Consider the following 21872-nt stretch of genomic DNA (forward strand, 5'->3'; position numbering starts at 1 on the left):
TTCAACTATTTCTAAAGTATATTATTGAGTGTCAGTTACCACGTTATACGATATCCGTTGATCGAAGTGGAAGGCGGCGACTCCTGCGGAATAAGCGAAGATCGAAGACCCCGCAGGGAGCGAAGCGAACGAGGAGGCTGAGATCAAGCCCGCGGAAAGCGTCCGCCTGCAACGCAGATCGACACCGTCAACTATTCAATAACGAAGGAGGAATATCCAGATGATTGACATACATATGCACATTTTGTTTGGTGTGGATGATGGGCCGAAAACGATTGAGGAGACGATGCGGATTCTTGAGATTGCGCATGGTGAAGGGGTTACGGATATTATTTCAACTTCTCATGCGTTGCATCCTCAATATCATGTGGCGGTGGATGAGGTGCGAAGCCAAGTTCGTTTATTGAATGACATTATTGAAAGTTCAAGTATTGGAATCACATTGCATAGTGGACATGAAATAAGGCTTGTCGAAGATCTGGTGGGAAAGCTCAAAGAGAAAACTGTGTTGACGATGGCGGATTCTCAATACTTATTGTTAGAGCTTCCGTCTGGGACTGTTCCTGCTTATACAACAACTATAATTAGTCAGCTACTGTCAGAAGGAGTCACACCGGTAATTGCGCATCCTGAACGAAATCGAGGGATTGCAGAAAAACCGGAACGTTTAGAACGGCTTGTACGTGCAGGAGCACTTGCACAAATTACTGCCGGAAGTGTGGCGGGAACATTCGGAAAAAACATTCAAAAACTATCGCTCCAGCTAATTGAAGCGAACCTGATTCATCTATATGGGTCAGACGCTCATAATACGACGGTCCGTCCACCACTATTCGAAAAAGGGCTTGAGGTATTGGAAAAGAAGAGGCTAGGGGAGTACGCGGACTTAGTATTAGAGAACAACGATCGACTGCTGAAAAATGAAAGATTGACTATTCTTGATACGGAAGGCCTAGTAAAACAGAAAAAATGGTGGTTCTTCTGATGGGATGCTACCTAATGCTCTGGAATCTAGAAAATTCACTTTTTGGTTGGAATTAGCTTATGTAGAAAGCTTGTCAAAAGTAGGTGGAACTACATGGATTGTGAAGAAAATATGAGGTAATTGTGTAGGCATTTTGTCGAAAGGTTGGACTTTCCATGGATATCCCTGGAGCTGCGTGCTAAAATTAGGAAGGAATCAAATTTTTTTACCACAACTCGAAGGAGAGTGGCAGCGTGTGACCATGAAGAGAAGAATGACGATGCTGTTCGCGCTAGACACAATTATTGTACTATCATCCATTTTCTTTGGATATTTCATATTAAAACCGGATTTTCACGTGTTCACAAAAGAAGTGGTGATCGCAAGTGCCATATCCATCGCAATTGCACATCACTTTTTTGCATGGCGTTATGGACTGTATCGGAAAGTATGGTCGTATGCGTCAATTGGGGAATTGGAGGCAATCTTTAAAGCTATTACACTATCAATTTTTGTCGTGATGGGTGTGCAACTGGTGATGACCCAGCACATAAACATGAGAGCTTTGTTCCTCACATGGATGCTACACTTGTTGTTAATCGGTGGGTCGAGACTTTCTTGGCGTGTTGTACGGGATAGCATGATTAAGAATAATTCAGAGTCCATGAGACAAACACTCATTATCGGAGCAGGACAAGCCGGTACGATAGTCGTTCGTCAAATGGCGAACAATCCGGACTCGGGTATGAAACCTGTCGCGTTTCTGGATGACGATCGACGGAAGCAAGGTCTTGAAATTCACGGCGTGTCGATTATCGGAGGCACGAAAAACATCGAAGACTATGTCCGCGACAATGAGATTGATAAGATTGTGATCGCGATTCCTTCTATGCCTAAGTCTGAAATGACGAAACTCATTCAGCGATGTGTCAAGACTGGCGTCAAAACACAAACTATTCCAAGGATTGAAGATTTAATGACTGGGAAAGTATCTGTATCGGATATGCAAGATGTGAAAATCGAAGACTTGCTCGGTCGTGATGAAGTGAAACTCGATATGGAAGCGATCGAAAGCAAACTCACTGGCAAAACAATTATGATCACAGGAGCTGGCGGCTCCATCGGATCGGAAATTTGCCGGCAAGTGAGTAAGTTCAATCCAAGTAAACTTGTTCTCGTAGGACACGGTGAGAACTCCATCTACTTGATAGAACGTGAGCTGAAAGAAAAAGTTGCAGGATCGATTGAACTAGTTGCAGTGATTGCCGATGTACAAGACCGTAAACGCATCTTCGATATCGTTGAAGAGCATGCACCCCATGTCATCTACCATGCGGCGGCACACAAACACGTGCCTCTTATGGAAGCGAATCCAAGAGAAGCGGTCAAAAATAACATCTTCGGAACAAAAAATGTAGCAGAAGCAGCAGATACATATGGCGTTCCACATTTCGTCTTAGTATCGACAGACAAAGCCGTTAATCCGCCAAACGTGATGGGGGCAACGAAGCGCTTTGCTGAAATGATCATTCAGAACTTGGCACGCAATAGCCAAACGAAGTTCGCTGCGGTGCGCTTCGGGAATGTGCTTGGCTCTAGAGGAAGCGTTATCCCGTTATTCAAACATCAGATTAAACAAGGTGGTCCCGTGACGGTAACAGATCCTAAAATGACTCGGTACTTCATGACAATTCCTGAGGCATCACGATTAGTGATTCAAGCAGGGACACTGGCGCGTGGAGGGGAAGTATTCGTCCTCGATATGGGAGAACCGGTTAAGATTGTGGATTTAGCGAAGAACTTGATCAGACTATCAGGGTATCAAGATGGTGAAATTGAAATCAAGTATTCTGGTATCCGACCGGGAGAGAAGCTCTATGAAGAGCTTATGAATCCGAATGAACGGCAGAGTGAGTATGTGTTTCCTAAGATTTATATTGGGAAGGCGACTCCGATTACGGCACTGGAGTTGCAGTATGTGTTGGATAAGCTTCCTGAGATGGCTATACAAGAGATGAAAGAGACATTGATTGGATTGGCGAATCGGAAGTTAGTGGAGTTGGATGCTGAGAAGTTGACGATGGCTTAATAGCATACAATATTAATAAACTAAATCTTTGAAAGGAGGTACATCACTCGATTAACCGATAGAAGTGTTCGATCAACTCTATCGACCTATTGCAAAATCTGTTAAAAGCTTTAGGTATTGAGATGTTGCACCTCTTTTTTATAAGGTAAATTAGTTCATAGTTCTGGAAAGGACGTCTTTAGAATGAATGAGAAAATTTTTCTAGCCTCTCCTCATATGAGTGAAGAAGGATATGAAATGAAATACATACAAGAAGCATTTGATAAGAACTGGATTGCCCCATTAGGAGAGAATATTACAGAGTTTGAAAAAGAGCTTGCTGAACGGGTGAACGTGAAAGCAGCTGCAGCTCTATCATCAGGAACTGCTGCCATTCACTTAGCGCTAAAAGGGGCTGGAGTAGGTGAAGGGGATATTGTTTTTTGTCCAACTCTTACGTTCTCGGCTACTGCAAATCCAATCATTTATCAAAATTCGATACCAGTTTTTATAGATAGCGATGTTGAGACATGGAATATGAGTCCGAAAGCTTTAGAAGAAGCTTTTGAAAAGTATCCGGAAGTTAAGGCAGTGCTGGTTGTTCATCTGTATGGTTTATCTGCAGATATGGACAAGATTATGGAAATTTGTAAGAAGCATGATGTGGTGGTTATAGAGGATGCTGCAGAGTCCTTAGGTACTTACTATAAAGGACAGCTTACAGGGACTTTTGGGGATTATGGGATCTTCTCTTTTAATGGGAATAAAATCATTACTACTTCTGGCGGCGGGATGCTTGTTTCTAATAATGAAGAAAGAATTGCTAAGGCGAAGTTTTGGGCTACTCAATCTAGAGATCAAGCGAGGCATTATCAGCATAGTGAATTAGGGTTTAACTATCGGATGAGTAATGTGGTTGCTGGGATTGGTAGAGGGCAGCTTAAAGTATTAGATCAGAGAGTTGAAAAGAAGAGGTATATTTATGAGTTTTATAAGAGAGAGCTTGGTGGGCTTGAGGGTGTTGGGTTTATGCCAAGTAATGAGTGGGATGAACCGAATTGTTGGCTGAGCTGTATAACGTTAAGTGGGAATGTACAACCAATTGATGTGATGGAGGCTCTCGAGAGGGATAATATTGAGTCACGACCTGTTTGGAAGCCTATGCATTTGCAGCCGTTTTTTGAGGAATATGATTTTGTGGGTGATGGTGTTTCGGAGAGGTTGTTTGAGGATGGGGTTTGTTTGCCGTCTGATACGAAAATGACTGATGGAGACCTGAATAGAATAGTTAAAATTATTAAAGGGTTATGGATAAAATAATGCAGAATGCTAAAGGTGGTTTTTATAGAAGATTTGTAAAAAGACCGATGGATTTTGTATTGTCTTTGATAGCTATTATTGTTCTAAGTCCGGTCCTCTTAATTGTAGCTGTACTTGTTAGGATGAAGTTAGGTAGCCCGGTGTTATTTAAACAGCAACGACCTGGTTTGAATGAAGAGATTTTTATGATGTATAAGTTTAGGACGATGACGGATGGTAGAGATGCGCAAGGTGAGTTGCTTCCGGATAGTGTTCGTTTGGCGAAGTTTGGAAAGTTGTTACGGTCTACTTCTTTAGATGAGCTGCCGGAGTTGTTTAATATCCTTCAGGGGAACATGTCGATTGTTGGGCCAAGACCATTATTGGTTCAGTATCTTCCATTATATAGCGAGCATCAGAAACGGCGGCATGAGGTTAGACCTGGGTTATCGGGATTAGCTCAAGTTAGCGGTAGGAATGCGATTAGTTGGGAAGATAAGTTTGATCTGGATGTTGAGTATGTAGATAATGTAGGATTTATGAAAGACTGGCGGATCATCTTTTTAACTCTTAAAAAGGTATTTGTTAAAGAGGGGATTAATTCGGAGACGGCTGCTACTATGGAAGCTTTTAAAGGAACTGCAAAGGATAGAAGACAATAATGAAAAAGAATCTTCTTATAATAGGTGCAAGTGGGCATGGTAAAGTCGTTGCAGATATTGCATTGAGGATGAATAAATGGGAGAGTATTGCTTTTTTAGATGATGATGAAGCAATTGAATTATCTATGGGGATAGAGGTTATTGGAACTTCGGCTGATATTAATAAATATATACATGAGTATGAGATATTTGTTGGTATTGGTGATAATGCTATAAGAGAAAAGGTTTATGAAGCGCTGGAAACTGTAGGTGCCAGCATACCTGTTTTAATTCATCCTAGTGTAGTGATTGGGGAACAAGTCTTAATGGGTTCTGGTACTGTTGTCATGGCTGGAGCAGTTATTAATTGTTGTACTACGATAGGCAAAGGGTGCATTGTGAATACAGGATCTACGATTGATCATGATAATTCAATAAAAGATTTTGTTCATATATCACCAGGAGCTCATTTGGCGGGTACAGTAAGTGTTGGAAAAGGATCGTGGTTAGGAATAGGAAGTGTCGTTAGTAATAATGTGATTATTCCTAGTGGATGTACAATAGGTGCCGGTTCGGTTGTGATTCGAAATATCACTGAACCTGGAGTTTATGTAGGGGTTCCAGTTAGGAGTGTATGAAGACGTGAAAATACTTGTCTTAGCAAATTTCGGGATGGGATTGTACAACTTTAGAAAAGAGTTATTAGAGCAACTAATTCAGCAGGGGAATGAAGTATACCTCTCCTTGCCGAACGATGAATATATTCCAAAGTTAGAGAAACTAGGTTGTCACTTTATAGATACCCATTTAGAAAGAAGAGGAACAAATCCACTAAAGGATTTAAAGTTATTAGTTCAGTACATAAAAATAGTAAAACAAATTAAGCCAGACGTGGTTTTAACTTACACCATAAAGCCTAATATTTATGGAGGCTTAGCATGCTCATTAAAAAATACTCCTTATCTGACTACTATAACAGGTCTAGGTACCTCTGTTGAAAACAAAGGACTTATACAGAAAATCACACTAAAACTATATAAACTCGCATTAAAGAAAGCAACACGCGTGTTTTTTCAAAATCAAACCAACCAGAAATTCTTTAAAGAACATAGAATCAGTAATGGCGAAACAAAGTTAGTACCAGGATCAGGCGTAAATTTAGAAAAACACAAATATGAAGTCTATCCGAATAGTGACGAAGACATTCGATTTCTCTTTATTGGTCGAATTATGAAAGCTAAAGGTATAGAAGAGTTAATGAAAGCTGCAGAGATTGTAAAATGCAAATATTCCAATGTTGAATTCGATATTATTGGAGGAATTGAAGAAGATTACAATGAAAAGATAAGTGAACTAGAAAAACAAGGTATTTTAAAATATTACGGTCAACAAGATAATGTGAATGAATTTATAAAAAACTCAAATGCTACAATACTCCCTTCTTACCATGAAGGCTTGGCAAATGTTTTGCTGGAATCTGCAGCCTCGGGTAGACCAGTACTAGCCTCTAGAGTACCAGGCTGTATAGAGACATTTGAAGAGGGTAAAACAGGAATTGGATTTGAGGCGAAAGATGTCGATAGCCTTGTGAATGCTATTGAAAAGTTTCTAAGTTTAACAAATGAAGAAAGGAAAGCAATGAGCATAGCGGGACGAAAAAAAATGGAAAGCGAATTTGATAGGAATTTAGTAATTAATGCTTACCTACAAGAAATCTATGATGATAAAAAGGGGAATTCTTATGAGCCTATATGAAAAGATAGTTAACAAAGAAGAGAAGATTTCTTTGATAGGACTAGGGTATGTGGGAATGCCGATAGCTGTTGCTTTCGCTAGAAAGGTTAACGTGATTGGCTTTGATGTTAGTGATTCCAAAATTGAACTTTATCAAAATGGCATTGATCCTACAAAAGAGGTAGGAAATGAAGTGATTAAAAATACAACTATTGAATTCACTTCTGACGAAACTAAAATAAAAGAAGCGAAGTTTCATATTGTTGCAGTTCCTACACCGGTAAACAATGACCATACACCTGATTTAACACCTGTTCAATCAGCTAGTCGTACTTTAGGAAGAAATTTAACTAAAGGTTCAATAGTTGTTTTTGAATCTACAGTGTATCCAGGTGTAACTGAAGAAATATGCGTTCCGATTTTAGAAAGTGAATCGGGATTGAAATGCGGTGTAGACTTTAAAGTTGGTTATTCACCTGAAAGAATTAATCCTGGCGACAAAGTACATAGACTTGAAACTATAATAAAAGTTGTAGCAGGACAAGATAAGAAGTCTTTGGATGAAATATCCAAAGTATATGAATTAGTTGTTGAAGCTGGTGTATATAAAGCACAAAGTATTAAAGTAGCAGAAGCAGCCAAGGTTATAGAGAATTCACAACGTGATATTAATATTGCATTTATGAATGAGCTGTCTATTATTTTTGATAAAATGGATATCGATACAAAGGCTGTACTTGAGGCTGCAGGAACAAAGTGGAACTTCCTAAACTTTTCACCGGGATTAGTTGGTGGACATTGTATAGGCGTGGATCCATACTACCTCACATACAAGGCTGAACAACTGGGTTACCATTCTCAAATTATCCTTTCAGGAAGAAAAATAAATGATGACATGGGTAAATATGTTGCAGAAAGTACAGTTAAGAAAATGATAAAGGCTAATAAGCAAATAAATGGTGCAAAAGTTGCTATATTTGGTGTTACGTTTAAAGAGAATTGTCCTGATGTTCGAAATACAAAGGTAATTGATGTTATTAAAGAATTGGAAGAGTACGGAGTAGAAGTTAAAGTAGTAGATCCCCAAGCTGACAAAGAAGATTTATGGCGTGAATATGGAATTAATCTTTGTGAAGTAGAAGATATAAAAGAGATGGATGCGGTTATATTTGCAGTTCCGCACGATGAATTTAAAGGTATTCAATTAGTAGATGTGAAAATGATGTTTGGTGTAACTGGATATGTGAATTCAGAAGTTATGAAGGAAGTAGCTGCAACATCTGAGTTTGATATAACTATTGATAGCAAGGATTGTGTACTAATGGACCTTAAAGGATTGTTTAATAGAGAAGAAGCAGAAGATACGGGATTTGTATATTGGAGGTTATAAAATGGGATATTCAGGTATAAAGTTTCCTGAAGGAAGTAAGTTTTTAGTTACTGGGTCAGCAGGGTTTATTGGATCTAACTTGGTAGAAGCTATATTGGAATTAGGTTATGAGGTTCGAGGACTGGATAACTTTTCAACTGGTAAAAAAGCAAATGTAGAAGAATTTTTGAACAATCCTTATTACGAGTTTTTCGAAGGAGATATTCGTGATTTTGATATGTGTATGAAAGCATGTGAAGGAATCGACTTTGTTTTGCATCAAGCTGCATGGGGCAGTGTTCCGAGAAGTATTGAGATGCCTTTATTTTATGAGGAAGTAAACATAAAAGGTACTTTAAATATGATGGAGGCAGCTAGACAAAATGGGATAAAGAAGTTTGTTTATGCTTCTAGTTCGTCTGTTTATGGTGATGAACCTAATCTTCCTAAAAAGGAAGGAAGAGAGGGGAATGTATTATCACCTTATTCTCTTACTAAAAAAGTTGATGAAGAATATGGTAAGCTTTATACAAGAATGTACGGACTTGATACTTATGGAATGCGTTATTTTAATGTCTTTGGAAGAAGACAGAATCCTGACGGCGCATATGCGGCTGTTATCCCAAAGTTTATTAAACAGTTAATGAACGATGAAGCACCTATTATAAATGGTGATGGAAAGCAGAGTAGGGATTTTACTTATATTGAAAATGTTATTGAGGCTAATTTAAAAGCATGTGATGCATCTCATGAAGCTGCGGGGCAGGCATATAATATTGCTTATGGTGGCAGAGAGTTTTTGATTAATATCTATACACATTTGTTAAATGAGTTAGGGAAAGATATTCAACCGGTTTTTGGGACTGATCGTATGGGTGATATCAAGCATAGTAATGCGGATATTAGTAAAGCAAAAGAGTATCTTGGATATGATCCTGAATGGAATTTTGAAAAAGGAATCTCCGTAGCAATTGATTGGTATAAGACAAATCTATAGGAATTGGCTAGTGTAATTCAATACTTTTTGGTATTTTGAAAGTAAAATAGATGCATAATTTTTAAGTCCGAAATTTGTATGTAGACAATTAAAATTACAAGGCAATCATTTGTCAGATAGTAGGTTCTCCTATGTCAGCAAATACTATTAGAAGTAAATTTCTTAGTGGAGGCATTTGGGTATTAGCAAGTACAGTATATCAAAATATCTTGCAAATTGTATTACTAATAACTTTTTCTAGACTATTATCTCCTAATGATTTTGGAATAGTTACAATAAGTTTGCTTATTGTTAGTTTATTTAGCATTTTATCTCAATTTGGTCTTCCACAAGCAATTATTCAAAAGAAACAGTTAACTGAGAATGAAATAAAGGAAAGTACAACGGTAATACTTATTGCAGCAGTAACAATAGTTATCCTATTAAGTTTACTAGCTTCCCCATTATCTTCCTTTTTTGATGAGAGTGACTTGGGAAAAATAATTCATCTTATCACTTTTACTGTTATTTTGCAGTCATTAGCCTCTATACCTGAGGCTTTGTTGCAGCGAGAACTAAAATTTAAAGCAACTTCCATAGTAGAACTTTGTTCTTACACTTTGGGGTATGGCTTGATAGGTTTAATACTAGCTTTTCTACTGAGAAGTTATTATGCACTAATTTATGCGAACTTACTTTATCACCTATTGAGATTTTTGATGTTATTGTGTCTAAAACCTACCTCCTTGAGAGCAAGTATGAAAGTCGATTTTAAAAGTGAGATAATAAAATTAGGAATAGGTTTTAATTTAAATAGACTAATTTCTTTCTTTTCAATTCACTCTGATAATATAATTGTGGGAAAGATTCTAGGTACAGAAACATTGGGGATTTATAGCAGAATTTATCAGTTGATATCTTTACCTGCAAAAATCACTGGAATGCTTTTTGATAAATTACTCTTCTCTTCCCTCTCTAGGATACAAGATGATAAGATACAAACAAGAATGATATATCTTCTATTTTTAAGACTATCAGGATTTATACTGATTTTCTTAAGTATATATATATTTGTCTTTGCTGAAGAAATAATTTATTTATTATTAGGATCGAATTGGGAAAGTGCTATTGTTCCATTAAAAATATTCACTTTTTCAATGTTTTTCCGAACTGCTTATAAAATAGGTGAGACAATCTCTATATCAATAGGCTATGTATATAAAAGAATTGTAGTACAATTAGTTTATGCTATTTCAGTAATTATAAGTTCTTTAGTGGGAGCATTTTTTGGATTTAATGGAGTAATAATTGGAGTTACTGTTGCTATTATTGTCAACTTTGTATTGATTACTCGATTGACAAACAAAATTTTAGACGTTAAGTTACAAACATTCTTAATGGAATTTACACCTGTAATATTATATTCTTCATTTTACTTTGCAGTTTTATATTTCATGCATCAATTCTTTTTCATATATTTAAATTCGACTATAATTACTTTCTTACTTGGCGGGCTGATTTCAATTCTTATTCTTTATGTACCATTAAATAGGCATATAAAGAAAATATGGAAAACGATATAGGGTGAAAACATGTTTCTATTTATTAAAACAATAAAGACTGATTTAGCAAGGTATCAAGAGCCAAGTTTATTTTCATTTGTGAGAAGGTTACTTTTTGATACCAATTTTTGTACTGTGGTTTTATATAGACTAGCTCACCAATTGTACTTATGGGGGGTGCCATTACTCCCTAAGGTAGTAATGAACCTTAATAAGGTACTATTCTCAGCTGAGATAAGTTATACAGCTAAGATAGGCATGGGATTACGGATTAATCACTCGATTGGAGTTGTAATTGGAGGAGGAGTCAATATAGGAGAAAATTTCACCACTAATCAAGGAGTGACTATTGGAGGTAACTTTGGGAAGAAAAGATTTGAACAAGGTATTAACTATTCTCAACCTCAAATTGGTAATAATACTAGTGTAAGTGCAGGAGCTAGAATATTGGGACCAGTAATAGTTGGTGATCATGTTATCATAGGTGCTAACAGTGTAGTTTTAAAGGATATAGAAAATAGCATGGTTGCCGTTGGGGCGCCAGCCAAGGCCATTAAGCAGAGAAGTGATACAAATGGTTACTAATGAAAAATTAAATAACACTCAAAAATTATACATAATACTTATTTATTCTTTGCCTTTTTATACTATATCATTTGCAGGTCTATCTGTTAAAGATGTAATTTTATTGATATTGTTAGGATATTACTTTGTTTTATTGATCAAATTTGATTTGTCTTTTATGAGAGATCAATTAATTACTTTATTATTAATACTTTTGTTGTTCTTATTAAGCATAGTATCTTTGACAAATGCACCAGATATTAATACTAGCTTTAGGGCTAGTATTTCTATAATAAATATTTTTATATTAGTTTTTATAACCTTCAACATTATTAAAACAGAATGCTTTTTCTTCTTAGTTATTAAAACTATATATATAATGTCAATATTAGTTGCCTTGTTAGGAATTATTCAAGTCATTTCCTATGAATTACTAGGAATTAATTTAGGAGGTTTCTTTGGATATCCATTTATACTGCAAACTGATATTAGATCGACTGCTTTTTTTTCTAACCCTAATTTATATGGGTTTTTCTTGCATTTCGGTCATTCATTATCGCTATCAATTTTAATATTATATAAGGGTATCCGAATAATTCCTTATAGTTTTAAAATCATTTTAATAAACCACTTTATTTTACTATTGGCTATTATTGCATCAGGATCCAAGGGTGCTACTTTGTCTTTAATAATAGCTACTCTTGTAATATTTCTAGTAGTTATAGTTAAAAAGAAAATGTTTTCAATATTACTAGTGACTTTAGCTTTACCAATAGCATTGATAATTTTTAATATTAGAGAAATAAGTAAATCTATTTTCCAAGATAATGGAGAATCCAATACTAGATTAGATTTTTGGGAGTATACATTAAGAATGTTTAATGAGAAGCCTTTTTTGGGATATGGAATGGATTCTTTTAGAGAAGTTACTAGCCTTAACACTATTCCTCATAATTTATATTTACAAACTTTAAGTGAGAACGGATTATTGGGCCTATTGGTTCTTATATTCATTTTTGTGAGTAGTATCTATTTCTTATTATTTGTATGTTTAAAAACGATATATAATGAATATTTCTTAATTTCCACTGCATTATTTGGTGCTTTGATTGAAATGCTAGTACATTCTATATCTTTAAGTGCTTTCAATAACGTTATGCTGTGGCTTTGTATATCTTTAATTGGGACTAATTACTTTGTTTTTAAGAAAGAAGGGATTCGTATTTATGATAAAGGTAATGATATATCAAGGTCGTCCAACTAGCGGGGGGTCAAAGAAAAGCTTATTTAACTTAGTAAAGTTATTGAAAGACGATTTAAGCTTTGGTATTGTTGTAGGAAGTAAAGGATGGTTTAGTGACCAGTTAGATTATGAAGATATAGAGTATACATTTAATTTGGAGCATATAAGTATTCAAAAAAATAATGGTGTTAAAAACTACGCAATAAGAAAAATGAAAAGCACATTATTTATTTTTCTATTCGGTTTTAAAACGATGATGAAAAATTATAAGTATATAAAAAAAGAGAAGATAAACGTTGTCCTTCTAAATGAAAGTAGAGATTTCTTCTTTGTTGGTATTCCTGCCTTTGTGAGTAGGTGTAAAATAGTATCATATGTTAGAGGAGAGCCATCTTATTATGACGTTCCTAGATTTCTTTTTTCAACCAATATAGTTTCCCTTTCTGAAAAACTAATTACAAATTTTCCTATGTTTTTAAGAAGAAAGACTGAAGTTATACCGAATTTTATAAAACTTGAAGAAGATTTTTATCATAATATAAAATTGCAAAACAAAAACATAAATATAGCTTTTATAGGTTCGATTATTCCAATAAAAGGCTTAGAAAATCTTGTGGAAATTGCGAAAAAAATTGATTGTGACAATTATGTTATCAACATTTATGGAGATATCCCAAGCGATGACTTTATATGGTATAAAAGTGAGATTAAGAATTTAATAGAGATGAATAATTTAGATGGTAAGTTTGTATTTAATGGTTGGAAAAATAATGTTACACCCTGCATTAAACAAAGCGATATAGTAGTGTTGACTTCCAAAAGTGAAGGCTTACCAAGAGTTCTCCTTGAAGCAATGGCATTATCAAAGCCCGTTATTGGATTTGACGTAGGTGGTGTTAGTTCTTTAATTCAAGATAATGTCAATGGATATTTAATTAACTATGGTGAAAATGAAATTTTTTCTCGAAAAATATCTAAATTAATTAAAAATCGAGATGAAAGAGTTCGATTTGGTAAGCAAGGTTTAAATATTGTTAAGAACAATTTTAGTGAAGAAATTGTAAAAGAAAAATCATTGAAAGTTTTTAGTGAACCGAAAAAGTGACCTGATAGAAGCAGATCGCAGTTTTTAAAACCTCTGCCTGTTATGTTAAATAGATAGGAAAAAACGCATAAGGCAATTGTTTTTAGGGTATAGAAATTACCGTTTTTAGAACTTACAAATCCTACCCTTCTTAAAGAGGAGCTAAAACGATGACTTAACAGTCATTTAATCATATGTTGGGGGGGGAACGGGAAGTTATTGGAGTCGTTTGGTCAAGAACCCAGAAAACAATCGATATTAAAAAGCTTTAAAATGTATAATTAAATTTTAAAATCAAGTATTGAGGTGAAAAAATTTGCACTTCACCTCTAACCTAGGAGAACCCCCGATTTTTTTGTAGTTTATATTTAGTTAGCTGACTGTATTTCATGATTCTCACCATCCTTTCTATGTTTTCTCTACTGTATTGGTTTTAAATATCGGTTTAAATAGCCCTAAAAACGCAGTACTAAAAGTCCTCACTTTTCATTTTATTTGTCGAAGGCATGGGGAATACCCCGGGCTTTTTTTCTTACATGATGTACGATCAGATAGGACTCGCTCAGTCGATGCGAATTGCGAAACTCCCGAGAGAGAAATGGACTGAAAAGTTATTGACGTCTTTTGGAGAAGAAGACGTTGTGCAAGCGGTACAAGGGCGTGAAGTGGATATATATATAAAACCGATTGATGAGGAACTGCTGCTCATAAACGGGCAGAACTCGATCACTCTATTGGTCGTAGTACAGTGAAGGCTGAAAATGATTGAACTGATAAGGTATTACAGAAGAGAAAACCATTCTACTGAAAAGTTGATGAACCATACACTGTTGATTGTTAAAGCAGTGACAGGTTTAACAGAGGTCGGTCGCGTGATTGCGGATATCTATCAAGCTCTTAAATTGTTAGAATGGTATGACTTGATTGAAGTGGATCGAAGCGATTTAGTAGTTATATTGGTGAAACCGAGAAGCTGATATCCCAGTAGTTTAAACAAGCGATGGGTAGCGCGCTCTTTATCGAGGAAACGTACATAATCGCTAGTGGGGAAAGAATGACTTTTGGGAAAAAGTGGTATAATGACTACTGAAAAAATGTCCAATCGTCAAGGCGAGTTCCTGTTGACTGCAGCATGTTACGAAAAAAAATAATCGCTTCCTAAGACAGTAACGCCAGGCTACGTCGACGGTTCGGTCTCACGTTATATTTCGAGGACTATACGCCAGAAGAATTGATAGAGATTACTGAGCTCTATATTAAAGTATACGGAATAAGGGATGAGGAAAGAGTACGCTATATTAGCACTACCAAAACATCTATGCACGAAGAGACACATATTTCGGGAATGCCAGACTAACTAAAAAGATGGCGAAAGAAATGATGAATAAAGTCGATTATCGAATGGCCGTAGTGAGCAATAGACAGAAGAGTCCTATGTTGAAAATGGCTTGTCAACACTAAATAGGACAATTTTTATAAGGTCCCCAATCGGTACTCAATAGGCGTTACATAATCTAGCGTTCCGTGGATCCGAACCCGATTGAACCAATTCACATAATCCTGTAGTTCACGCTCTAACTGGCTGATAGAAGAAAACGTCATTTGCTTAATGAACTCGATTTTGACCACATTGAACATCGATTCTGCTACCGCATTGTCGTATGGGCATCCTTTCATGCTAAGTGATCTTCCGATTCCAAAAGCTTCTAAAGCTTCGTCAATTAGTTGATTTTTAAATTCACTTCCACGGTCTGTATGGAACAATTGGATGCGATTCAAGCTGCGTTCAATGCTAGACAAAGCCTTGTATACAAGCTTAGCTGTCTTTTCGGGCCCAGCGCTGTAGCCGATGATTTCCCGATTAAAAAGATCGACAAATAAGCAGACATAATTCCCTCTTCCATTGACTCTTACGTATGTTAAATCGCTAACAACCACAGCCAGTTCTTCTTGGCCGTTAAAGTTTCTCGCCAAAACATTCTTTACAGGTTCCTCATTCACTTTTGATTTAAACGGTTTATATTGAGCGACAGTGTAGTTGGATACAAGCCCCGTTTGCTTCATGACGCGACCAATACGCCGTCTAGAAACCGTCCGGTTGATCTTTTCTAATTCTTTTTTGATTTTACGTGTTCCGTAATTGTTTCGACTCTGTTTAAAAATTCCCTTGATGTCTTTTTGCAGGGTTCTATCCTCCGGTTGTTTAACGGAAGTGTAATAGAATGTGCTTCTTGCGATCCCTAGGACGTCGCACATTGCTGATACCGAGTATTTGTGACGGTTGTTTTGAATCACATCTACTTTCCTCCCATGATCAGCGCGGCTTGCTTTAAAATATCATTCTCCATTAGGAGACGTTGGTTTTCTTTACGTAATTTGATTAATTCATTCTCTTCGTCTGTACGCTGATCTTTTTCTTCAAAAGATCCAGTCGCTTTGTGACGCCTCACCCAATTATCAAAAGTAGTGGAGGTTAGATCGTACTCACGAAGAATATCTGTACGTGGTTTACCGTTTTCATGTAGCTGTACAATTTGGTTTTTAAATTCCTTGGTATAGGTCCGTCTCGCTCTTTTTTCAGTCATGTAGATTCTCCTCATCTCTTTGGTTGTATTCTACAAGACCCTAAGTTTATTGTCCAAGTAAGTGTAGCCTATACAAAAAGGAAATTACTAAGGATGATTTGGTTTTAACGGAGAGTTAAATAATCTCAGAAAGACAGCTACGATTATAATCAGGTTAAGCTTTCTTGCTTTTTCTTTCACTTGACAATGGCGGTACCGTGATAATAGCCATATCTTACTTTTCTTGCATACGATAGGAGTCATCTTTAGTGATTAATGATAAATTAGACAAACTAAAGTCTCTGTTGCAAATACATTATATGTTTAAGGACTTTAAGACTAATAAGATATATTCATACTAACGTTAAGGGGTTTTAAGTGTATGGGGAATGATATCAAGAAGGACAGACTTATGGAACTTGATGCTTTAAGAGGGGTAGCTGCAATGGCAGTTGTTATTTTCCATTATACAACTAGATACGATGAATTGTTCGGACATAAAAAACAAAACTACTTAGGTTTTGAGTACGGTTATCTGGGAGTTAATCTATTTTTTATAATAAGCGGCTTCGTCATTTTTATGACTTTAACTAGAATTAATAGTCTGAAGGAGTTTGCCAAAAGAAGGGCGTTAAGATTATATCCTGCATATATAGTCGCAGTAGTAATAACCTTTATGGCGGTGAGAGTTTATGATCTAAAAGGTAGAGGTGTTTCGTTAGGGGAGGCCATTATCAACTTAACGATGCTACAAGGACATATATTAATACCACATGTAGATGGTGCTTATTGGAGTTTAACCGTCGAACTAACTTTTTATTTGATAATGGGGCTAGTTCTTTTTCTAGGGCTAAGTAACAAGATAACTACCATTTCGCTTTTATGGTTAGTTACATCTGGTGGTATTATGATAATTAGTGACATGTCTAACCAAAGATTAACAACTTTCGTTGAGTATCTAGCAATTTCGAATTACAGTCACCTATTTATTGCGGGAATAATGTTTTATTTAATTAGACAAAAAGGACAAGTAAAACACCATATGATGATTTTAGCGTGCTTAATGTATGAATATGTTTTCATAGATATAAACTCCAATTTTTTTGTCACTATTTTCTTTATGCTGTTTTATTTATTAGTTAACAACAAGTTGAATTTCTTGAATATGAAACCACTCGTGTTTTTGGGGACGATATCGTATAGTTTTTATTTAGTACATCAAAACATTGGATATATTGTTATAAATATAATGGAGAAATACGGCTTGATAAATGAAGTGTTTTTAGTAATCCCGGTAACTATTTCTGTTGGACTTGCTACTTTATTAACATTTTATGTAGAGAAGCCAATCCGTAAAATCTTTCATAATAAATCTAAGAGTAAAAGAAAAACTACTTCAATCGACCTAACTAAAGTGGATTATATTAATGAGCAGTAGGAACATACTGTGTACTATCAATTTTACGGTTTCCTGAATTGCTTATTTGAGGAGTATCTTTACTTTCAGCACATTTAAGTGCGAAGAGATAATTATTTAGATAACGCAGGGCTATCTAAAAAAACGAATGAAATGACGCGTAAAGTCGATTATCGAATGGTAGTGGCGAGTAATAAGTAGAAGAGTCCTGTGTGGAAAAAGTTAATTACTCAGGGTGATTTGGTTTTATCGGAGAGCTCAATGATTTCATCTAAAGTATCAGTTCATTTTATTATAAAGATCAAAAATGGATTGAATAAAGCACTACCTGTGCACTGAACAACTCGAACACTATTCGGAATTGTGCTGGAATTGTGTCGTGCACAGGCAACGCTATTTACGCCCAGGACTATAAAGATGCTCACGGTTCCATAAAAGGACAAATAGAATTTGGCGATATTAAAACTACTAATAATGAAGCGATGCGAGCGGCTGAAGACCCACAATGTTACTCTTCCCTCTATAGCATAGAGGACTCTAAATGAAAGCCTACCTGTGAAGCAATTTACTTAACCTGGAAATGTGTTAACTAATATACCAATTTCTATACCTACATAAACAGCCTCTATCAATTCCCCGGGTTTTGCTTTCAAAATAACATTCTTTCAATAGATTGATGCTACAATCTTACTACTCAACAATAAAGAGTATACAGCGATCACAAAAAGCCCCTGCACAATTCTAACAATAATCTATAAAGAACTTGCCTGTGCCAATAAACTGTAACCTATGTAAAGGACATTTAAAAAAAAGCTAGGCAGCTTTAAGTAGATGATCTCTGTATTGAACAGGGGGCATCTTTTTTAAATCCCATTGATATCTAAAGTGATTGTAGTAGGTCATGTAGCTCTTAACTTCCTTCTTTAACCCATCTAAAGTTTGACAAGGCTTGATAAAAGCTTCGTCCTTAAAGCGCCAGAAGAATGACTCCTGAGGAGCGTTATCCCAACAGTTACCCCTTCTTGACATAGACTGAGCTAATTTATACTTCTTCACCAGCTTTTGATAAATAGGGCTCGTATAATGCCCTCCCTGATCAGAGTGAATGAACGCTCCTTCAGCCAGTTTTACTTTCCGATTTTTCTTTAGTTTGGTTAAGGTATCTAGAGCGATATCGAGTGTTATTCGATCTGACACTTGGTATGCCAAAATTTCGTTTGTAGAGGCGTCTTTGATTGTTGATAAATATGCCCTTTTGCCCTTCCCGTAAAACAGGTAAGTAATATCCGTCAGTAACACCTTATAAGGGATACCCTGTTTGAACTCCCTATTTAGTAGATTTGGTAATACTTTATGTTCTTGAGTTGCTTTCATCATACGTCTATATGGATTCGCTCTGCGAATGGGACAGACGATGTCATACTTTTTCATGATTCTTCCGATTCTCTTTAAATTATAGATGATTTCAAAGTGATCCTCCAATGTCATTTTGATTTGACGTGCTCCTTTCTTATATCTCTTGAAACGATATGCTTTAAGGATAATATCGCGAATAGATTCATCCTTCATATCCTTCTGTTTCCTCCGTTCCACTGCTTGAGAGGAATAGTAGTTATAGTATCCAGACCGTGACACGCCGGCTACCGCACATAGGTGACTGACCATGTTATTTAAGTTGTATTTGACGATGACAGAACGAATCAGGTTGAATTTCTGATCAGCTGATAACGTTATTTCTTCTTTTGTCCCCTTTCTGCGAATCGTATCTTTTTTAGGAGTTCATTCTCGGCTTTCAACAAATTATTTTGAGCTTCCAATCTGGAATACTTCTCTTCTAATGTTCGTTCCCTTTGAAGTAATCTGCCTGAATTACCACGCCTAGTATCTCTTAGACCCATTACTCAATCTTTTAAGTAAGTCTTCTTCCAACGTTTTGCTGAACTACGAATTTGCTCCATTCCAATTACCTCGGTATCAAAACCAGACTCTTCAAATATTTCCCTTGCGAACTTAGCCTTTTCAGATTCCTTTATAAAGAGTTGTTTAAATTCATCGGAATACGTAATCGCTTTTAAGCTAACCGACTTAACATAAGGATTTACGGATAATAGTCTTTTCTCATTCTCTGTGAAAGTCTTTTTACTCATCTCAAGCTCTCCCATCCCGTCCTATTCTATCTACAATTCTACACAAAAAAACCTATAGGGTAGACTCTTTTTAGAGTGTCTACACTATAGGTTACAGTTTACAACCTAGGCAGGGCTTATTTTATATTTAGAATATTTATAGTATAATAGATTCATTACAGGGCGTAGGAGGAAATGATAATGGATACTTATCAATGTAGATATTGTAATAGTAAATTGACTCGAATTGTCGATGAACATGATTATCAAAGATGGGAATGTAGAGGGGGAGAACCAGGTGGTATGATGCCTGATGGATGTGGTGCTTTCCTTGTAAAAAGAGAAGAGAATGGTTGGAAAGAAGAATGGAATAGAAAAGAAAATATATAAAAAGGCTTGCCTGTGCTCCGTACAATTCAAGATATAAATTAGCGGGTTTGAATGGCAATGTACAAGGTGCACTATTGTTAGCAACTTACAGATGAAAAGCCTTGCCTGTGCACCGCACACCTCGAACACTATTCAGAACTGTTCTGGACTTGCGTCATGCACAGGCAATGTTATAAAATCAGACACTAGTCTGACAACTTTGAAGCGTTATCAATAGGTCAATTCTAATCTATAAAGCCTACTATTTCTTTAGTGATTAGTTATTCTAGCCATGCAGCTAGCTTGAGGACTTTTTTACTTCTACTTTATTTGAGTTCTGACAGGAAAAGGTCCCTGGGCATGTAACTTTTGTGTTTGTTTACAACAATCACAAAAGTTATGCGCCTGGGTACCTTTTGTTTTTTATATTTTTAGTTGTCGCTTTATTATTCCTTCAGGGATGAAGTGGCATTGTCTATATCCAAGTCCTGATTCTTGCGATCGTTCACAGCCCATATTGCAGTAAGGGATACGATAGCGGTGAAGATGATGTATAGAGCAACTGGAACATACGAGTCATTAAATTTCAGCAGCAGTGTTGCCGCGATAAGTGGTGCTGTGCCTCCAGCTACAGCAGCTCCAATTTGATAGCCAAGTGAGATTCCTGTATATCTTACTTCTGCAGCGAATATCTCTGAGAACATTGTACCGAGGACCGCTGTGATCGGGGCCCAGATGATGCCGAGTCCGATGATGGTCGCGAGGAACATCATGAGGTTCGATCCTTCGTTCAGCATCCAGAAATACGGGAATGCAAACAGTCCCATTGCAATGGTTCCGAAGACATAAAGCGGTTTCCTCCCGATTTTATCGGATAGTTTCCCCATGAACGGTATGAGAATCGTTGTAATGATTGTTGCGACCATGACGGCCATGAGCACTTCTGACCCACATTCTTTGTTGCGTAGGATACTACGAACGTCCCGAAGATGTAGAAGGGGGCTGTCTCGACAACTTTAGCTCCTACAGCAATCAGTACTTCACGCCAGTGGTACTTAAATGTGTCGACGACAGGAATTTTCGGAATGGTTCCTTTCGCTTGGACTTCTTTGAACGATGGTGTTTCTGCAATGCCGTTACGAATCCACAATCCAAAGACGACGAGCAGCGCACTTAGAAGGAAAGGTACACGCCAGCCCCAGCTCATGAACGCTTCCTCAGGGAGCAGTGTCATGATTGAAATTGAGAGTGTTCCAAGCACCATTCCGATTGTAACGCCCATTTGGGGAACGGAACCGAAGAACCCCCGTTGTTCCTTCGGCGCATACTCAACAGCAAGCAGCATAGCGCCACCCCATTCGCCACCAATACCCAGCGCCTGAACCAAACGGAGCGTAATGAGCATGATGGGCGCCCAGATCCCGATTGTGTAATAGGTTGGCAGTAAACCCATCCCAAACGTCGCAATTCCCATGAGGCTGAGTGTCAAAACGAGCGTTTTCTTCCTCCCAATCCGATCCCCAATATGGCTAAATATCACTCCGCCAAGTGGGCGGATGAAAAAAGCTAAAGCAAACGAGGCATAAGCCAATATAAGTCCGATAGATGGGTCTTCCGAAACAAAAAACATAGTATTAAAGACAAGAGCAGCTACAGTTCCGTACAAAAAATAGTCAAACCACTCAATCGAGCTGCCGACCAGACTCGCAATCAGCACACGCCGCATATCCTTCTTCTGCATTCCACCAACCTCCAATCTTATAGTGTATAGATTGGTACAGTGTATTCAGGAGGTGGGGATATATGTCTGGTTCGGTGTAAAAGCTTGCCTGTGCACAACACAGTTAAAAATTGTTTTAGAGTTGTGTCGTACTGGGCTAACCTAAATTAAT

The 21872-nt window shown here is 36.8% G+C and carries 17 protein-coding genes and 2 pseudogenes; 16 read left to right on the forward strand and 3 right to left on the reverse strand.

Annotated features, from left to right (window positions below):
- Nucleotides 1-220: 220 nt before the first annotated feature.
- The 14 genes from RL70_RS09075 to RL70_RS09140 all read left to right on the forward strand — a co-directional run bounded on the left by RL70_RS09075 (nucleotide 221) and on the right by RL70_RS09140 (nucleotide 14481).
- The gene (locus RL70_RS09075) at nucleotides 221-985 is read left to right on the forward strand and encodes a tyrosine-protein phosphatase (RefSeq protein WP_039043094.1); all 765 of its coding nucleotides are present in this window, start codon (nucleotides 221-223) and stop codon (nucleotides 983-985) included.
- 235 nt (nucleotides 986-1220) lie between these two features.
- Nucleotides 1221-3053 carry a nucleoside-diphosphate sugar epimerase/dehydratase gene (locus RL70_RS09080; RefSeq protein WP_039043095.1) on the forward strand — a complete coding sequence of 611 codons (1833 nt, stop codon included), beginning with the start codon at nucleotides 1221-1223 and terminating at the stop codon, nucleotides 3051-3053.
- Nucleotides 3054-3236: 183 nt separating this feature from the next.
- A complete protein-coding gene (locus RL70_RS09085) occupies nucleotides 3237-4352 on the forward strand; it encodes a DegT/DnrJ/EryC1/StrS aminotransferase family protein (protein ID WP_039043096.1) in 1116 nt (371 codons plus the stop codon).
- A complete protein-coding gene (locus RL70_RS09090) occupies nucleotides 4352-4993 on the forward strand; it encodes a sugar transferase (RefSeq protein ID WP_039043123.1) in 642 nt (213 codons plus the stop codon). Before RL70_RS09085 ends, RL70_RS09090 begins: the two co-directional genes overlap by 1 nt.
- Entirely contained in the window at nucleotides 4993-5610 is a 618-nt protein-coding gene (locus RL70_RS09095; RefSeq protein ID WP_039043097.1) for an acetyltransferase, read from the forward strand. The genes RL70_RS09090 and RL70_RS09095 overlap by 1 nt, the downstream gene beginning before the upstream one ends.
- Nucleotides 5611-5614: 4 nt before the next feature.
- The gene (locus RL70_RS09100) at nucleotides 5615-6727 is read left to right on the forward strand and encodes a glycosyltransferase family 4 protein (protein WP_231567258.1); all 1113 of its coding nucleotides are present in this window, start codon (nucleotides 5615-5617) and stop codon (nucleotides 6725-6727) included.
- A complete protein-coding gene (locus RL70_RS09105) occupies nucleotides 6714-8096 on the forward strand; it encodes a nucleotide sugar dehydrogenase (protein WP_039043099.1) in 1383 nt (460 codons plus the stop codon). The genes RL70_RS09100 and RL70_RS09105 overlap by 14 nt, the downstream gene beginning before the upstream one ends.
- Before the next feature lies 1 nt (nucleotide 8097).
- Nucleotides 8098-9072 (forward strand): SDR family oxidoreductase, encoded by a 975-nt coding sequence (locus RL70_RS09110; RefSeq protein WP_039043100.1) that lies wholly within the window; start codon nucleotides 8098-8100, stop codon nucleotides 9070-9072.
- A gap of 131 nt (nucleotides 9073-9203) precedes the next feature.
- On the forward strand, nucleotides 9204-10634 hold the full coding sequence (locus tag RL70_RS09115; RefSeq protein WP_039043101.1) for an oligosaccharide flippase family protein: 1431 nt from the start codon (nucleotides 9204-9206) through the stop codon (nucleotides 10632-10634).
- 9 nt (nucleotides 10635-10643) lie between these two features.
- Nucleotides 10644-11198, forward strand: coding sequence for a serine O-acetyltransferase (locus tag RL70_RS09120; protein WP_052245884.1), 555 nt, complete (start codon nucleotides 10644-10646; stop codon nucleotides 11196-11198).
- The gene (locus RL70_RS09125) at nucleotides 11188-12441 is read left to right on the forward strand and encodes an O-antigen ligase (protein WP_039043102.1); all 1254 of its coding nucleotides are present in this window, start codon (nucleotides 11188-11190) and stop codon (nucleotides 12439-12441) included. Before RL70_RS09120 ends, RL70_RS09125 begins: the two co-directional genes overlap by 11 nt.
- Complete coding sequence (locus tag RL70_RS09130; protein ID WP_039043103.1) at nucleotides 12404-13525, forward strand: glycosyltransferase; 1122 nt, start codon at nucleotides 12404-12406, stop codon at nucleotides 13523-13525. Before RL70_RS09125 ends, RL70_RS09130 begins: the two co-directional genes overlap by 38 nt.
- A gap of 515 nt (nucleotides 13526-14040) precedes the next feature.
- Nucleotides 14041-14256 (forward strand): hypothetical protein, encoded by a 216-nt coding sequence (locus RL70_RS09135; RefSeq protein ID WP_156137957.1) that lies wholly within the window; start codon nucleotides 14041-14043, stop codon nucleotides 14254-14256.
- Between the two features lie 9 nt (nucleotides 14257-14265).
- Entirely contained in the window at nucleotides 14266-14481 is a 216-nt protein-coding gene (locus RL70_RS09140) for a hypothetical protein (protein ID WP_039043105.1), read from the forward strand.
- Between the two features lie 496 nt (nucleotides 14482-14977).
- Here the strand turns inward: RL70_RS09140 and RL70_RS09145 are convergent.
- Nucleotides 14978-16089, reverse strand: a protein-coding gene (locus tag RL70_RS09145) for an IS3 family transposase (protein WP_156137958.1) whose coding sequence is annotated in 2 segments (ribosomal slippage) — nucleotides 14978-15837 and nucleotides 15837-16089 — 1113 coding nt in all. Because the reading frame shifts where the segments join, the coding sequence is not laid out codon by codon here.
- A gap of 361 nt (nucleotides 16090-16450) precedes the next feature.
- Here RL70_RS09145 and RL70_RS09155 point away from each other — a divergent pair.
- A complete protein-coding gene (locus RL70_RS09155; RefSeq protein ID WP_052245885.1) occupies nucleotides 16451-17506 on the forward strand; it encodes an acyltransferase in 1056 nt (351 codons plus the stop codon).
- A 792-nt stretch (nucleotides 17507-18298) separates the two neighbouring features.
- Here the strand turns inward: RL70_RS09155 and RL70_RS17550 are convergent.
- Nucleotides 18299-19632: pseudogene (locus RL70_RS17550) on the reverse strand (IS3 family transposase).
- Between the two features lie 180 nt (nucleotides 19633-19812).
- Between RL70_RS17550 and RL70_RS09170 the strand changes: the two are divergent.
- Nucleotides 19813-20001: a hypothetical protein gene (locus tag RL70_RS09170; RefSeq protein ID WP_039043109.1), complete on the forward strand. Its 189-nt coding sequence runs from the start codon at nucleotides 19813-19815 to the stop codon at nucleotides 19999-20001.
- Nucleotides 20002-20426: 425 nt separating this feature from the next.
- Here RL70_RS09170 and RL70_RS09175 read toward each other — a convergent pair.
- Nucleotides 20427-21721 (reverse strand): annotated as a pseudogene (locus RL70_RS09175) (MFS transporter).
- Nucleotides 21722-21872 lie beyond the last annotated feature (151 nt).

Origin of the sequence: Sporosarcina sp. ZBG7A, from assembly GCF_000813425.1 — a bacterium.
Classification (GTDB): domain Bacteria; phylum Bacillota; class Bacilli; order Bacillales_A; family Planococcaceae; genus Sporosarcina.